Source organism: Pseudoalteromonas sp. Of11M-6, from assembly GCF_022347905.1.
GTDB lineage: Bacteria > Pseudomonadota > Gammaproteobacteria > Enterobacterales > Alteromonadaceae > Pseudoalteromonas.
Window position 1 is genome coordinate 1 of record NZ_JAKRFW010000075.1, and the last position, 15,595, is coordinate 15,595.

15 protein-coding genes and 1 pseudogene are annotated in these 15,595 nt (G+C 41.2%); 8 read left to right on the forward strand and 8 right to left on the reverse strand.

Annotated elements, in window-relative coordinates; translation table 11 throughout:
* Nucleotides 1-414 (reverse strand): annotated as a pseudogene (locus MHN32_RS22290) (transposase); the annotation flags it as partial.
* 340 nt (nucleotides 415-754) lie between these two features.
* On the opposite strand from MHN32_RS22290, the gene MHN32_RS22295 reads away from it, so the two are divergent.
* The 4 genes from MHN32_RS22295 (at nucleotide 755) to MHN32_RS22310 (ending at nucleotide 2,795) form a co-directional block, all read left to right on the forward strand.
* Nucleotides 755-1,012: a type II toxin-antitoxin system prevent-host-death family antitoxin gene (locus MHN32_RS22295; protein WP_239422842.1), complete on the forward strand. Its 258-nt coding sequence runs from the start codon at nucleotides 755-757 to the stop codon at nucleotides 1,010-1,012.
* Nucleotides 1,002-1,271, forward strand: coding sequence for a Txe/YoeB family addiction module toxin (locus MHN32_RS22300; RefSeq protein WP_239422843.1), 270 nt, complete (start codon nucleotides 1,002-1,004; stop codon nucleotides 1,269-1,271). Before MHN32_RS22295 ends, MHN32_RS22300 begins: the two co-directional genes overlap by 11 nt.
* A 372-nt stretch (nucleotides 1,272-1,643) precedes the next feature.
* Nucleotides 1,644-2,054, forward strand: coding sequence for a hypothetical protein (locus MHN32_RS22305; protein WP_095727777.1), 411 nt, complete (start codon nucleotides 1,644-1,646; stop codon nucleotides 2,052-2,054).
* Between the two features lie 249 nt (nucleotides 2,055-2,303).
* Nucleotides 2,304-2,795 (forward strand): hypothetical protein, encoded by a 492-nt coding sequence (locus MHN32_RS22310; RefSeq protein WP_239422844.1) that lies wholly within the window; start codon nucleotides 2,304-2,306, stop codon nucleotides 2,793-2,795.
* A 166-nt stretch (nucleotides 2,796-2,961) separates the two neighbouring features.
* Here the strand turns inward: MHN32_RS22310 and MHN32_RS22315 are convergent, their stop codons facing one another.
* Together MHN32_RS22315 and MHN32_RS22320 are read right to left on the reverse strand one after the other, a co-directional pair.
* Nucleotides 2,962-3,195: a hypothetical protein gene (locus MHN32_RS22315; RefSeq protein ID WP_010369844.1), complete on the reverse strand. Its 234-nt coding sequence runs from the start codon at nucleotides 3,193-3,195 to the stop codon at nucleotides 2,962-2,964.
* Between the two features lie 88 nt (nucleotides 3,196-3,283).
* Nucleotides 3,284-4,183, reverse strand: a complete 900-nt coding sequence (locus MHN32_RS22320) for a LysR family transcriptional regulator (RefSeq protein WP_010603674.1) — start codon at nucleotides 4,181-4,183, stop codon at nucleotides 3,284-3,286.
* A gap of 168 nt (nucleotides 4,184-4,351) precedes the next feature.
* On the opposite strand from MHN32_RS22320, the gene MHN32_RS22325 reads away from it, so the two are divergent.
* Together MHN32_RS22325 and MHN32_RS22330 are read left to right on the forward strand one after the other, a co-directional pair.
* Nucleotides 4,352-5,191, forward strand: a complete 840-nt coding sequence (locus MHN32_RS22325) for a type 1 glutamine amidotransferase domain-containing protein (protein ID WP_239422845.1) — start codon at nucleotides 4,352-4,354, stop codon at nucleotides 5,189-5,191.
* Between the two features lie 10 nt (nucleotides 5,192-5,201).
* On the forward strand, nucleotides 5,202-6,356 hold the full coding sequence (locus tag MHN32_RS22330; protein ID WP_239422846.1) for an iron-containing alcohol dehydrogenase: 1,155 nt from the start codon (nucleotides 5,202-5,204) through the stop codon (nucleotides 6,354-6,356).
* 88 nt (nucleotides 6,357-6,444) lie between these two features.
* On the opposite strand, the gene MHN32_RS22335 is transcribed toward MHN32_RS22330, so the two are convergent.
* Nucleotides 6,445-7,269: a hypothetical protein gene (locus MHN32_RS22335; protein WP_239422847.1), complete on the reverse strand. Its 825-nt coding sequence runs from the start codon at nucleotides 7,267-7,269 to the stop codon at nucleotides 6,445-6,447.
* A gap of 551 nt (nucleotides 7,270-7,820) precedes the next feature.
* On the opposite strand from MHN32_RS22335, the gene rsgA reads away from it, so the two are divergent.
* Nucleotides 7,821-8,864: a ribosome small subunit-dependent GTPase A gene (gene rsgA / locus MHN32_RS22340; protein WP_174169489.1), complete on the forward strand. Its 1,044-nt coding sequence runs from the start codon at nucleotides 7,821-7,823 to the stop codon at nucleotides 8,862-8,864.
* A 213-nt stretch (nucleotides 8,865-9,077) separates the two neighbouring features.
* Here rsgA and MHN32_RS22345 read toward each other — a convergent pair whose 3' ends face one another.
* From MHN32_RS22345 to MHN32_RS22355, 3 genes are all read right to left on the reverse strand, one after another.
* A complete protein-coding gene (locus MHN32_RS22345; RefSeq protein ID WP_239422848.1) occupies nucleotides 9,078-11,048 on the reverse strand; it encodes a TonB-dependent receptor in 1,971 nt (656 codons plus the stop codon).
* A gap of 279 nt (nucleotides 11,049-11,327) precedes the next feature.
* Nucleotides 11,328-11,684 (reverse strand): hypothetical protein, encoded by a 357-nt coding sequence (locus MHN32_RS22350; protein ID WP_174169487.1) that lies wholly within the window; start codon nucleotides 11,682-11,684, stop codon nucleotides 11,328-11,330.
* Nucleotides 11,685-11,918: 234 nt separating this feature from the next.
* Complete coding sequence (locus tag MHN32_RS22355) at nucleotides 11,919-12,674, reverse strand: hypothetical protein (RefSeq protein WP_174169486.1); 756 nt, start codon at nucleotides 12,672-12,674, stop codon at nucleotides 11,919-11,921.
* A 434-nt stretch (nucleotides 12,675-13,108) separates the two neighbouring features.
* Here MHN32_RS22355 and MHN32_RS22360 point away from each other — a divergent pair, with 434 nt between their 5' ends.
* Nucleotides 13,109-14,293, forward strand: coding sequence for a serine hydrolase domain-containing protein (locus MHN32_RS22360; RefSeq protein WP_233525270.1), 1,185 nt, complete (start codon nucleotides 13,109-13,111; stop codon nucleotides 14,291-14,293).
* 67 nt (nucleotides 14,294-14,360) lie between these two features.
* On the opposite strand, the gene MHN32_RS22365 is transcribed toward MHN32_RS22360, so the two are convergent.
* The gene (locus MHN32_RS22365) at nucleotides 14,361-15,332 is read right to left on the reverse strand and encodes a transposase (RefSeq protein ID WP_239422849.1); all 972 of its coding nucleotides are present in this window, start codon (nucleotides 15,330-15,332) and stop codon (nucleotides 14,361-14,363) included.
* Nucleotides 15,333-15,595: the final 263 nt, after the last annotated feature.

The window sequence follows — 15,595 nt, forward strand, 5'->3', positions numbered from 1 at the left end:
CCAGCTAATATCTGCGAGCCTTTCTCTGTATTTGGCGACATGCTCATCGAGTATCAATTGCTCCGACTCATTGAGTGGCTCACCTTCAGTAAATTTTTGACTTACCCAATTGCCTTTAAACAACTTGTGCCATCGAATAACAATCGCTTCATCAGACAGGCGCTTAGCCTTTTTATCATCAACATATAAAACAATGTGGGTGTGATTACTCATCACGGCATAAGCACAGACATCAATACAAAACACAGACCCTAAGATCAGGAGCTTTTCTTCAACCCAATCCCGGCGGTGTTCATATGATTTTCCAGTAAATTTATCTTCACCGCACAGAAAGGCGCGTCTTACGCAGCGGGAGATACAGTGATAATATTTGGTGTCGGTTAAACTGATTTGTTTTTTACGAGCAGTTGCCATAGTTTGGTTTCCTCAATCCTTTGAGTGCAGAATTAAAGCGTAGGCGGTATCTTAGGAAGGTGCAAATTAAGTGGTGGGTGTCAGCGATTTGGTAACTTGCGATTTGATAATTCTTTCAATTCACAGATCCAAGAATGCCTAGCTTCTTAAAGATGGCTTTGAATGCTGATGATGACGTAATGTAACAAGCCACCACACTCGGAAATTTCACTTACTCCGCTCCCAAAATTCCGGTGAGAGGAGTGTTGGTTACCTTATCAATATTACATGCTCAATTTACTGTACAAGTAGAATGGTGAAGACTATACTTGTTCCATTAAATGTACATGTAGAGGTTCTTATGAGAATTGTATCTTTTACTGAAGCTAGAAATGGTCTTAAAGCTGTTCTAGACGGTGTAGTTAATGACGCAGATACAACAGTCATTACACGTCGTGACTCTGAGGATGCTGTGGTTATGTCTTTAGATTACTACAATAGCCTTATGGAGACTGTCCACTTACTACGCTCTCCTCAAAACGCTGAACACTTAAATCGTTCGATTGCACAGTACCGTGCTGGTAAAACAACAGCACGAGAGTTAATTGATGAGTCGTAGTCAACGTTTACTGTCGTGGACTGATGACGCTTGGGATGACTATCTGTATTGGCAAACTCAAGACAAGAAAACACTCAAGCGCATCAACAAACTCATCAATGATGTTAAGCGCTCCCCATTTGAGGGCATAGGTAAACCAGAGCCGTTGAAAGAGAGTTTATCTGGTTTTTGGTCTCGTCGTATTGATGACACTAACAGGCTTGTTTATGCAGTTGATGATCAAGCGATAACGATAATTTCGTGTCGTTACCACTACTAAATTAGAGGCGGCGATAATACAGCAAGCGACTTAGGTGTATCGAACCTGTGTTCGGCAACATCATAGTGAATAAAGGAATGAATAAACTCACATTACGAGGGTAAGGGAAAGTGAATGCGCAATGGAAGTTGTATTGCTTGGTGCATAATCTAGAAAAGTTGCAAAAAATAATACACTAAGAAGTGTAGCTCATTTTAAACCTCAAAAAGCCACAGAGACCAGCCTTATAGCCTCTTAAAACACAGTAAAAAATGACAGTGACGTTTAGAGTAAACGATTGAATCAAATAAAGAACTCGGCTAAGGTTGATACCACTATGCAAAATGTATTAAAAACGAGCAATTCTACAGGCTCGTTAGGCATTCCTAAAGTATGAAGATAAATTTAAGTGATAGCCATAAATTAGAAATCGTTGTATTGAGCCGAGGAGCGGATGAGTACGACTATGATTACAATCTTCGGCTAACTTTGAGCTCTAGCGGGTTCACTTTTACAAAGGACGTATGGGCTGATGGAAGTGAAGTACAGGAATTCATAAAAAATATTGAATCATTAAAAAGTACATTAAAGGGCGAAGCTAAACTAACTTCTGAAAGCCCTGATGAATTGGAGTTGCTAATAAAACCAGTTGATGCCCTTGGCCATTTTGTTCTAAAAATCGAACTTGGAAACCAGTTTATGATAGGGAAAGAGTGGTTTTGGTCGAAGTACATCGATGCATTTTCTCTAGAGGCTGCAGCATTAGAATTGGTTTGTGATGAGCTCTTAGAAAATTTGGTATAAGAATGCCTAAGGATGGATTGGTGATACCCATCACTAATTGCATTGACGTTAGGAAAATGAAGGCTTGAAATTTGTGGTGGGTGTCATTGATTTTTGCTTCTTGATTTTTGAGCTTGGGATATATGAAGCGTCATTCGACTTTGATTGTTTGATATGATATTAGCAATCTAATGATGACTCAGGCTCCTTGCAATGCTAGCTTCGTGTGTGGGTCATTTTGCTATGTGCCTGAAAAACTCAGAGGACAACATGTCTAATAAAAGTCTTCGTGCTCGAATTCCAGCCTATAAAATGGCATTTGCAAGTGGCGAACTACGGAGAACCTATAAGGATCTTGTCTCTATTGTTCAAAGTCTCAGAGCTGAATTCAGTAAGCAGTATAAAGGCCAGTTTACAGTCGCAAACGTGTTACACGGATATATTGACTTTACATACTTTTATCTGCAAAACGATTACCTTAAAAAACACAAGCTCAAATTGGCAGTTGTGTTGAACCATCAAGAGGTGCAATTCGAACTTTGGCTCCTTGGGCAAACAAAGGATGTTCAGATTGATTATTGGGCAAAGTTACAGGGGGTTAGGTGGGTGGATCAAGATGTTATGCCTGAGTGGTCAATCTTTGAAATTTTAATGCTTGCTGACCCTGATTTCGATAATGTAAAAGCGCTATCTGAGCGGATCCACGGTGTGTTTGCAGAACTGTCCGAGGAAATCTTTACTACATTGAAGGTGTACCAATAGTACACCTAACACACATAAATTTTCGCAGGTTATCCGCGTCGTAAAGTATGTGCAGCTAATTTCTTTTCAAACTTTAAATCTGTTTAACTCTATTTCTAGCGAAAAAAAGAGTGCTAGTAGTAGCACTCTTGTCAATGCAAAACTCAACAGCAATAACCCGTAGTTGCTAGTCCATGCTTGGGGCGCTGGAATATACCAACTCAATTAGGTTATTCATCGTTCTTGATTTTTGCATATAAGCCTTTTCCATATGGGCAAGCTCTTGTAATTCAAATAAGGTCGTTTCTACGAGTGCCAGCCATTTTTCTGTGGTGTCTGGTACCGCTTCACTTTGCTTTGTTGCTTTTTTTAGTGCGTCGTAATAAATAGTTAAGTCACGATATTGGCTTTGATAGTCCATTGATGCTCCAACCCGTCTCTTTTAATTTACAGCAAGGTAACAGGAATTCTCAGCAGAAATCTGCGGAAAATAATTTTTTTACAACTTTTTAATTCGAAAGATAATTAATATTAGCAAAGGCGGAGATCACATCTTTTGCAAAAGCAATGCGTGGGTGTTTTAACGCGCCCTTTTTCCATACTAGATAGATATTGTTTTCAGGGCCTACAGGGCCAAGTTGGATCAGTTCACCTGCTTTTATGAGATCTCGGCAGAGATAATCGGGGAGGACGGAGTAACCTATTCCAGAGCGAATGATGTTAGCAATTGCTCTAATGTCTGGGCAAATAGCGATGACATTAGAGTTGCAGCCCGCATTAAATACACGGTCAAAGTATTGTCTAACCAAAGGTAAGTCTTGATCGTACGTGACGACATTATAGCTTGAGAGTAAGTCGGCGGTAATATCGCTGTCTTGAATTTCTCTGCCCTCTAAACGGTTCATCACTAGCCACAATTGCTCTTTGTCTAGAACTAAATAGTCAAAGCTTGTGGGATCTGGCGCAGAGGCGGCAATGGCGATGTCGGCGGTGTCGTTTATTAGTGCGTCGAAAATGTTAATTTTATTGCCAATATGAAGTACCACGTTAATGTTGCCCGCTTGCAATAAGTTGGCGATTTGTGGACCGGAGACAAAGCTTAAATACTCCGCGGGGCCAGCAATATTTAGTGTGCCAAACACCGCGTTGGAGCGCGCTCGAATTGAGGTGATCTTCTGCTCTAAAATATCGATATGACCAGACACCTGCAGCGCTAAGTCATGTGCTGTTGGCGTTGGCTTTACCCCTCTTGCTTGGCGTTCAAACAGGGCTTTTCCTACTACCGCTTCCATGGTTTGAATATGTGCCGTGACAGCTGGCTGCGACATCCCCAAGTTGGCCGCTGCCTTGGTGATATTTTTGCAGCGGTATACTTCCACAAAGGTTTTTAGTTGGGTGAGATGAGACATAAATTACTTGAGCCATAAATATTCTGATTGCTCCTACCAATTTATCCGAATTCACCTGTGTCCGCAAATCGCCTAAACTCGTCGATATTGAACTGGTATGAGGAGCCGGTATGAAAAAGAGTATACTGAATACGATGGTGTGGGTGTCATCGTTATTGGGTGAATACGATGGTGTGGGTGTCATCGTTATTGGGTGCAACACATGTGCTTAGCGCTCATGCAAGTGAAGGTGAAGTATTAGTGTTACTTTCGAGCGAAACCTCTATGGAACTTGCCAGTGGTGAGACAATAGAAACAGGTTATTACCTCAATGAGTTTGGGATACCTGCAAAGGCTTTAGTGGATGCTGGATATAAACTGATATTAGCAACACCAAAAGGCAATGCCCCTGCTGTTGATCAAAAATCAGTGTCGGTTAATTACTTCGGCGGTGATGAGACTAAATTACAAAGCATCAAAAAATTTATTGCTAACCTGCCAGATATTAATGATACCGCAAGTTTTAGCGAGATCCTTGCTGCGGGGCTAGACGAATTTGATGCGGTATTTATTCCAGGCGGACACGCACCGTTAATTGATTTGGCGAATAATCCGCAGGTGGGTGAAATTTTGCGCCATTTTAACCGCGAGAATAAACCAACAGCTGCGATTTGCCACGGCCCAATTACGTTGCTTTCGGCACAAAGTGAACCAAAAGCGTATTATCAGAGTTTAACAACACAGTCACCTGTTCAAGCGAAAAACTGGATTTATGACGGATATCAAATGACGATATTTTCGAACCCAGAAGAACAAGTATTTGAAAGCACGTTAAATGGCGAAAAACTCAACTTTTACCCAGCAGCCGCGATGTCTCAGGCTGGAGGAAAAATGCAGTTTGCAAATGCATGGCAGCCAAAAGTGGTTGTTGATAGAGAGCTAATTACAGGGCAAAACCCGTTTTCAGACACATTACTAGCAGAAAAGCTGCTAGAAATGTTAGCGGAAGAACCGAATATTAAACAGTAAGGAATTGAGCATGCTTAATTTTGTATTTAAAAATCAAACCGAAATTCTTTTTGGTAAAGGCCAAATGAGTGAAATCACCTCACGATTACCAGAGGCTGCAAAGGTGTTGCTACTGTACGGCGGCGGCTCGATTAAAAATAATGGTGTATACGACCAAGCAATGAATGCATTGACAGGTGTTGAGGTTGTGGAATTTGGTGGTGTGGAGCCAAACCCAACATATGAAACGCTAATGCAAGCGGTCGCGACAGCAAAGCAAAACGATGTGAACTTTATTCTTGCGGTTGGCGGCGGCAGCGTTATCGACGGCGCAAAGTTTGTGGCGGCAGCCGTGAATTTTGACGGTGAGCCTTGGGACATTTTGGTAAAAGGCGCAAGCTTTAGCAATCCATTACCGATTGGTGCTGTGCTCACTTTACCTGCTACAGGCTCTGAGAGTAACGGCAACTCAGTGGTTACAAAAAAGGCAACTTCGCAAAAGCGTGCGTTTTCGTCACCAACTGTGCAGCCGCAGTTTGCGGTACTTGACCCAGAATACACCTATTCACTGCCGCCTCGCCAAGTGAGTAATGGGGTAGTGGATGCGTTTGTTCACGTGATTGAGCAGTATTTAACTTATTCAGTAAATGCGCCACTGCAAGACAGATTTGCAGAAGGTATTTTACAAACGCTTATCAGCGAAGGGCCAAAGGCATTAAGCGAGCCTAACAATTATGATGTAAGAGCAAACGTTATGTGGTCTGCAACTATGGCGCTAAATGGCCTTATTGGTCAAGGCGTACCACAGGATTGGTCAACCCATATGATTGGTCACGAGCTAACGGCATTGTATAACCTTGACCACGCGCAAACGCTTGCGATTGTATTACCTGCGGTGATGTATGTGCAACGAGACAAAAAAGCCGAGAAAATCAAGCAACTTGGTGAGCGTGTATTTGGTATTACAGCCGCAGACGAAGCGCAGCAAATTGACCAAACAATAAAAGCAGTTCAGGACTTTTTTGAGTCGATGGCGGTGCAAACCCGTTTAGCTGATTATCAATTAGACGAAAAAGCAGTACAGGAAGTTATCGCTAATCTAGAAAAGAACGGCATGACGGCACTAGGTGAGCACGGCGATATTGATTTAGCGAAGGCGAAAGAGATTTTAATGCTGGCGTTGTAAAGCAAGTAATCAGTGGCAATGTGTTACCCTTTGATAACAAAAGTAAGATGGTTTAGAGGTAACTAAACCATCTTACTCCATCGGCTTTTTATAGGCTTCTTAGTTGATCAATAACAGCCTGAATTTTGTTAAATTTGGTTTGCCTGTATTCTGTTTCAGCTTGGGATTTTTTGCGATTCCAGTATTCAACATCATCTGGATATTGTGGCTCTACCACGTACGATGCTAAATAGTTACCATACGGGTCTTTAAGCCAGCATTTATATTCAACGATTTGAGAATAAGGGTCAGGTGCTTCACAGCCACTTCTAAGTGGCAAGTCCGCCTGCTTTTTCTGTGCCAGCATTATGCTTAACTGATCCGCTAGATTTTTAGCTGCGGTAACGACGGTTGTTTTTGGCACCATGCCAGCCAAATAACGCTCAGTATACACTGCCACTACAACCGATGCTGCTGAGGCATAGGTGTCTGCAAGGTAGAAAAAGTCATCATTGTAGCTACTATTTAAAGCTCGGTGATTTATCAGATCGTTAGCTTTTAGTAATAATCCACCAAGTAATACAGGGTCTTCTCCATTGTATTTTACGGTATCGCCATAGTGTTTTAAGCTTGCTTCAACGCTTCTAAACTCAGAAAGAAAGTCGAACTCCGCATCACGTACAATTTCTTCTCTAACGCGCTCTTGTATTGCCTGCAGGCTCTCTTCGCTCAGCATAACGTATTGTGGTCCACCAGAACCAAATACAGCATCAGCTAAAAGTGAACCAAACCCCGATAGTAATTTACTTTTTACTTTATCTAAAATCTGCTCACCGATTGTCGCGGTTTTTTCTTCTTGTTCAGTAGCACCAACAGTAAATGTTGCACTACATAACGCTAAGCTTACTACTGCGGCGATTGAATGAAATTTCATAGAAATAATCCTTTTATATTAGAAAGTATGTTTTTATAGACCTTAGCACCCACAACCCACATCAAATACAGGCTTTTTACCCTAGCTTTAGAATTGTTATGCTTACTGCTTTTGGATTGGTTTGGTTTATAAACTTAGTTCCAAAGGCTGGGTCTTACCTATGTTAGGTGAGTTGTGTTAAAAAAAGATTAAATAAACGATGTTTTCTTTTACGATGTGGCTAAATTGGAAGGTGTTATTAGTTTGAAAACATTTTTCATACTGCAAATGGCTTAGTCCGGATATCGCAAAATACGTAGTTTACCTAGCTTATCTTCAGTGCTACTCTACGGTGGTATTCAAAAAAAGTTTAAGGAGAATTTGATGATTGTTTTATTGAGCCACCCGGTAAAAGTTGTAGCTAGGTGTGATTAGTAGACTTTAACTTTCGTCTTTTCTAAATTTTTTACTCCTTTTACCCGGTGTGATGCCTAATGGGCTTATCCGGGGTCAATGATATTCATTAACCCTGCTTGATTTTTGCAGTCTTTCTGCATTTTTGAGATTTTATAATGAATACATCTTATTCGCCAACACAGCTTGGTTGGCAAGCATTTTTTCAACAGCAACTGACACTAACAGAACTAGAATCATCAAATCTTGGCCGCGTGATAGCGCACCACAGAAGTAATTATTTAATCCAGTTGCAATCACGACAAATTTCTTTAGCTACTCATGTTTCACTGCCTAGTATGACGGTTGGTGATTGGGTTTTGTTGGATGAAAATTATCAATTTATTAGGCTATTATCCCGCAAATCGGTTATTTCAAGGAAAGCTGCGGGCAGTAAAGTCGCGGAGCAATTGATAGCTGCAAATATCGATAGCCTGTTTATTGTTTGCTCGCTAAATCAGGATTTTAATCTAAACCGGATCGAACGTTACTTAGCACTGGCTAACGAAGCTCAAGTGGAGCCAATTGTTGTTTTGACCAAGAAGGATTTGGTCGATTGTTGGCAACAGCAAGTACAACTCGTTCAGGAGTTGGATCCATTTTTGACAGTCGAAGTGATAAATGCGTTGGAGCCGAGCTCCGTTGAGTGCCTAAAAGCTTGGTGTAGCGCGGGCAAAACGTTGTCATTTGTAGGCTCATCAGGTGTGGGTAAGTCCAGCTTGGTGAACACGCTGTTAGAGTGTAAAGAGCAGCTCACCGGTTCAATCCGTGAAGATGATGCAAAAGGGCGGCACACGACAACCTCTCGCTCGTTACATTTTATGGACAATGGCTCAGTGTTGCTCGACACACCAGGAATGAGGGAGATCCAACTAGCCGATTGCCAACAAGGGATCAGTAAAACATTTGCAGAAATTGAATTGTTAGAAAGCGCTTGCCGCTTCAGTGATTGCTCACATCAAAATGAGCCCGGATGTGCTGTTCAGCAAGCGATAGAGAGTGGCGAACTTGAAGTTAGGCGCTTCAACAACTTCATAAAACTAAGAAGTGAACATCAAAGAAACAACGCCAGCCTAAAAGATAAGAGAGACAAGGAAAGAGCACTTGCAAAGAAATATCGTTTTGTACAAAGCGATACTAGAAGACTAAAAAAGGGCTACTGAGCAGTACTAGCTAGTTCTGTTTTATCTTAAACCAAAGTGGACTCGCTCCACTTTGGTTTTCGCTTTTCTACGCTAAAGTACGGCTAAAGAGACACCCACTTATCTTTTTAGGTGATAAGTTAAAAAGACACCCATTTTTAAACTGTGACGCTAGAGTGGGTGTCTGCATATGCCAACATGAAATTGTATCGTTTCAGCAAAGCTCAGAAATAATTAATGACCAAATTTAATACGGATCCCTGCATTGACCGTAAATCCGTCGTTACGAGACCAAATATCAGTTGTCCATCGTCCACTTGGAGCCTGTTGGGTTAGCAATATTGGCTCTTCTTTAGTTTGCCGAACATTGAGCAAGTTCTCTGCATTTAAGAAGTAACTTACGTTACCAAGAGTGATTTGACCAAGTAAGCCTAAGTGCCAGTAAGCGTCGCTTCTATCACGGTAAGGGTTATTTTCGAGATGCTGTGTACCAGTATAATAAGCTTCAAAACCTAGTAGGTGACTGCCATGCTTTTCCCACATAATTACTGCACCAGCAGAATGTGTTGGTGTTAGGGTTAAGGGAGTTCGGCCAGTGCCTAATCCGCTAAGTTTTGTTGCGTCAGTATATAAATAGCTTCCAGTTATTTTGATGTCATGCCAGCGGTATCGCAAGAGCAATTCTGCGCCACGAATTTCGGTCTGGCCTGGGTTATTCACTAATCGAACGTGGTTATTTGTATTCGGGCTTTGGGCTTCGATGATCTCAAGCTCAGTGACATTGTCGACATCCGAGGCAAACAGGGTGACACTTGTTTCAATGTCATCAAATATATAGCTGAGATCAATAGACGCTGTAGTCGCCAGTTCCTCCTTTAAGTTACTTAAAGGCTCAAGGCGAGACAGGCCACTGTCTTCAATATCTTCAATAAAAGGTGTCGGCGCAAAGAAGCCTTGACCGTAGGATCCGCGAATTGTCCAGCTGTTTGGATTGTACAAAATGGATGCGCGTGGACTAAACTGAGTGCCGTATTCACTGTGCCAATCGGTTCTGGCGCTCAATGATATTGAAACGTCTTTTACTGTGTCATAGTCTATCTGTGAAAATAACCCAGGTGCTTGATAGTTATAGTTAAACTCTGAAAAGTCATCAGACTCAAAGCGGTCAGACTGATAGGCTATTCCAACAAGCCAAGCAATAGCTTCACGATAACCCGATACACTAGATTCAAATAAGTAACTTTCATGGTTATCTGTTTCTTGAGTCAGCCCATAAACATGGTCATGCTCCTGATGCATAGCTGAACCACGAACACTGAGGTTTATTTCTTCACTAAGTGGTTGGTCGAAAATAAAACCGCTATCTAACCTTAATGAGTCTTGGTGTTGAGGAAATGATTCGCCAGTAGGTAATGTATCCGTTTGTTGCGTACCACCTTCACGATTTTCTTTCATCGCACCAAACGTCCAATAAAGGTTGGCACCGTCTTCATCTTCCCAATAAAAACGTGGGCGAACGGTCGCGCGCTCATAGCCTGCTATATCAAGCCAGCCATCCTCATCTAAATCTTGCTGAGCTTGATGATGAAGTCCCAGAGTAATTGACGCACGAGTACTTGGGGTCAGTGGGGTTGCAAAATAGGAGGTAATATCTTGACCACTTTTTGATGTTGCATTGAGTAGCACTTCACCTTCAAATTCATCCCCTGGTGTACGAGAGATAAGATTAATCACCCCGCCTAAGGCTGACCCACCATACAAAGAAGAAGCTGATCCTTTGATAATTTCAACATTGGCTAAGTCGGTTGGAGGGATTTGAAGCAACCCAATTGACGCAGTTTGTCCACCATATAATGGCAAACCATCACTAAGTAGCTGGGTATAGCGACCATACAGGCTTTGCAATCTTATGTTGGCACTGCCTAAAGCCGGAGAGGTATTTTGTACTCGTACACCGCCAGTTTCAGCAACTAGCATAGAAATATTTCCGGGCCGCATTAAGGCTTTTTCTTGGATTTCTTCATTATTGATAATTTCAGTTCTAGTTGCCGATTCGTTCACGATCCGACCAAGTCGTGACGCGGTTACTTGAATTCTCTCTATTTTATTCTGGTTATGTTCGTCATGATGTTGGTGTTCTCCTGCATAAGATACAGACGGGCCAAGTAAGATAGCCAGCGCCACCTTTGAATATTGATTAAGCATGTTTTACCTCAAGTAATGCAAAACACTGTGAAGTTTTTTATTAGTTTAATACCAGCTCAAATTGAGGAGAAAACCTGACACGAGCTACGTTAAAGGCTTATTATTTAGAACGACTAAATAATAATATTTTCGTCTTGCCCACATGGGTGTAGATACCTTGGCGATAGCAGGGCGCGGTAGCTGTGTTATCGACAAGATTTTTTCGCCTCAAAATAAACCGCTTAATTAAGTCAATTGGTATAACTTTCGCAGCATATAAATTAAATTTTTAGTAAGAATTTAGTTTGGCTGTAGCCTAAGCGGTAAAATAGGAGGCCGATAGAATGAGGTCACAATACTATGAATATCTGGAGTCGGAGTCGATCGTACAGGACCACCAAAACGAATGAGTTCTGAGGCAATAGGGTTTACAGGAATGTATGCAAAGGTTGCACAGGTGTTTTCTGGGCAAATGCAATCGTTCTCGCAGCAATCTGTGTCACAACAATCATCTGCACCTTGCTGGTATTCGTTTTGAGATTCAAGTGTGGTTGATTGCGTGATAATAATGTCATCATCAGATACAAAAAAGGGTGATGCTAATGCTTGCCCAACAAAGGCAACCAACATCGTCATCATAATAAGTAGTTTTGACATTCCCTTACACATAATAATCTCTACTCGAAACCGCCGCACATTGTAGGGAATAATTTAAGATAAGTGAAGTGTATCGGAGACGATAAATTAGCGCTGATTATAAAAGCCTGTGGCGTAGCGATACTAAAAAGTTAAGAAAGGCTGTTTATTATCCAATATGAACTCAGGTTTTGGGTCAAGGTGGACTTATTCCACCTTTTTTGAAATACGTATAGCGACTTAAAATTATGTAAACTAGAAAGTAAATTTCAGATCTTTAATAACTCTTGATTGGATACCTCTAATCAAGCTATTTTCTTTAAGTTCACCGTTAAAATGACCTGTTCTAACTCTCTGAATTTCCATGTCAAATTCACATGGTTTTGAAGTTGAAATCTGTTCTAGATCTATGAAGCCAGCGCTTTTTGCATTGAATGTATTGCTTGTCGAGCTTCCAAACTGTGTTGAGAAAGAGCCTGTCACTAACCCCCCCGTATTATTTGAACATGCATAGTTAACGATAAGAGATGTCTCACTCGCTAAGTCTATTCCATCAATATGAATTTCAATATCTTCATCATATCGAAAAGTTTTCTCTGCTTCGGGGGTAAGTATCAGGAAGCCTAAGGGAAGCTCAACTGACGCTGAAGCATTTTCTTCCTTCTTCCGATTTAACTGGATAGTATATAGGCTGTTACCAGTTACAACAGAGGATCTGCCCTCGTAATCAATATCTAGAATGTCAGTATCTTTAATCAATTGGATCGTCTGACCATTTACGATCGCTCTTAGTGTATCGCCTTCGCTTAAATTTACATTAGAGCCGAACGAGTCCCCAACATTTAACTCGGCCACAATTCGGGCTCTTTCTCCATTTGAATTTATTGATATATCCGCACTAATTGCGTTTGTTTTCAACAGATCAGATTCTGTTTCAGATGTGCAGGCCGTGAGAAATGTGCTGATACTGGCTACTGTTATAGGTAGTAGATAAAGTTTGGATGGTTTCATTTTTTACCCGTGATTCATTTAAAAACAGATTCTCCAATTTAGAAACATAGATTGCAAGTTAAAAAATGTAATGGGATTGTACGGTATAAGGAAACAGTCAGTGTTAATAGCTGGAGTTATTTAACAACTTTTCAGTGCATTAATGCTATTCCTGTTTATGATTCACGGCTTTTGCCGTAGCTGCTCAATGCGCTGCTCAAAACTTGGGTATGTGTTTATCCAACTATGTTGCTCGTCGCTTTCCTCGGAGAGAGAACGTTAAAAAGACACCCATTTTTAAACTGTGACGATAAAGTGGGTGTCTGCATATGCCAACAATACAGGCGCTACAGTTAGTTTGATGTTTGAAACTTAATTGTCGTCAAAGCAAACTTTTTACGGCCTCAATACGACAATAATATTTTAGTGTTTGAATAGGCCGATATATGAGAGTCATGAAAATCACACTGCTGGCAGCTCTGGTTACTGTGGCGAGCTGTGCAGAACAAAAGTTGAAAGCTGTAGCACCAGATTATGTAAATAAACAACGAGTATTCGAGCAGAGTATTCGCGAAATTAATGATAACGGGGTGAGTAGTGAAACAGCGAGTACACTTCAATCCAGAATGAGCACATACCGCGTCCCTGCTGTTAGCATTACTGTTTTTGATAATAATCATATTCTTTGGTCGAAAGGTTACGGCGTTACAGATGAGTACTCAAAAGTGAATGTAACGCCGGATACGCTGTTTCAGGCTGCTTCCATTTCTAAAGCTGTAACGAGCTTTGGTGCTTTTAAGATGATAGAGCTAGGTCGTTTTGGACTACATGAAGATGTAAACAGTAAGCTTACACGCTGGCAGGTCCCCAATAATAAATTTACTAAAGAAAATAAAGTGACACCCAGTCGAATTATGAGTCACACCTCAGGGCTCAATGTACAAGGGTTCGCTGGTTATGGCAGAAACCAAAAAACTCCTTCGCTCGTACAGGTTTTACAAGGGAGTGAGTTGAGTAATTCCCCATCAGTTAGAGTGTTTCAAACACCTGGGAAGTCTGAATTTTATTCAGGTGGTGGCATGACAGTTTTGCAACTGTTGATGGAAGATAGTAGTGGGCTGTCATTCTCTGAGTTAATGGAAAAGCAGGTATTAAAGCCCCTAAACATGAATAACAGCTCTTTTAAGTTAGCGTCGCTGAATCTGCCTCAATATAGAGTTGCTAAAGGTCATGATTTACAAGCAAATATGATCGCTGGAGGTTATCGGCTATATCCTGAAAAGGCAGCTGCGGGGTTATGGAGTACTCCTTCTGATTTAGCATTATTTATGATTGCTCTAGGTAAGTCCTATCGTGGTGATGAAGAAAGCTTATTATCTCCACATCTTGCGAAAGTCATGCTTACTAGAGTTCCCGGTGCTGGTGGTACAGGAATAGGACTCGATGGAGAAGGTAACGCTTATAGATTTAGACATAGTGGTGGGAATGCCGGGTATACTTGCTATGCTGTGTCTTTTGCTAGTGTTGGCCGAGGTTTTGTCGTTATGACAAACTCAGACAATGGCTTTCAATTAATCCATGAAATCTCTAGAGCCATTTCTGAAGTTTATGATTGGCCTGCATTATGGATGCATGAATAAGCAAGCTATATTGCTTCTCGCTAAGGTGCAATTGGTCTAGGCTCTCAATTATTAATTAATTTGATGATTAACCAAAAAGTGCTAAACAATTGGAGATATTCGAACGCCGTTGAATTGAGAGTGAATCACAATATTTTTGCTTTGCTGCTGAGCTACCTGCAGCTCCATGGATCACAGTACTAAATTGTGTTGTCAGGTTTATCCAGTTCTTAGAGGTTAGATTTAACCTGTCTAAAATCGGTTGTTTGTTTATAATGCAACCTATTTTGTCACTTCTTATGCAACGCCCTGTGAGTTCGACCAGTTCGAGATATGATGACAGCTCAAGCGGTATACCTTTAGGCATATGCTTTCTCGGATTGCCAGCAAATCGGAATAGTGAGCGAGGTTGCTTACCTTGTTTGGCTAATTCAATACGCTTTTTTACACTCGTGTATTTAGATTCTTCAGGTAGCTTAGCTAGGTTAGCGCGAATGGGATTTAGATCAACATAGGCCATGCACGCAGCAAGTGCAGCTTCATCAAGTAGTGCTTGTGATTTGAAGCGCCCTTCCCAAAACCGACCTGTACATTGGTCCTCTCGATTTGCTCGTCGTGCAATATACTCATTAAGAGTTCTCATAAACCAGCTTATACAGGTTATGCGTGATCGATATATATTGATAGTGTTATCAAGTATTGATCTTTCCGCATCTGATAATGGCTCATTACGAATAAACTTATGTGTGAGCCAATTGCCTTTAAACTGCTTGTGCCAGCGAATGATAATAGCTTTGTCAGTTAGACGTTTGGCTTTTTGAATATCAACGTGCAGAACTATATGAGTGTGGTTATTCATAACCGCATATGCACAGACATCAATGCAAAACGTTTTTTTAAGGGCGAGTAGCTTTTCTTCGACCCAATCTCTGCGATGCTCGTAAGAACGCCCAGTGGCTATATCCTGACCGCAAAGGTAGGCTTGCCTAACACAGCGAGAAATACAGTGATAATATTTGGTTTCTGATAGACAAATTTGTCGGCAGCGTGCAGTGGCCATATTAGATACCTTCAATCCTTTGAATGTATCTTAAGAGTAGATTGCCTTAGCCAATTTAACAAATGAAATACTAAATAACCTGAGCTGTGGATAATTAATGCCTTTCTAGCAGCCAGTTTTAGTGCTAACTGCGTTGAATTCACTTCCAATAGCCAGCTATTGGCGCGTAAATTCGCCTTGCCTACAGGATGTAGGTACCTTAGCGAGAGCAGGACGCGGAAGCGGTGTTTTCCCTAAAACTCTCTGGCTAGACAAGGAAAAAA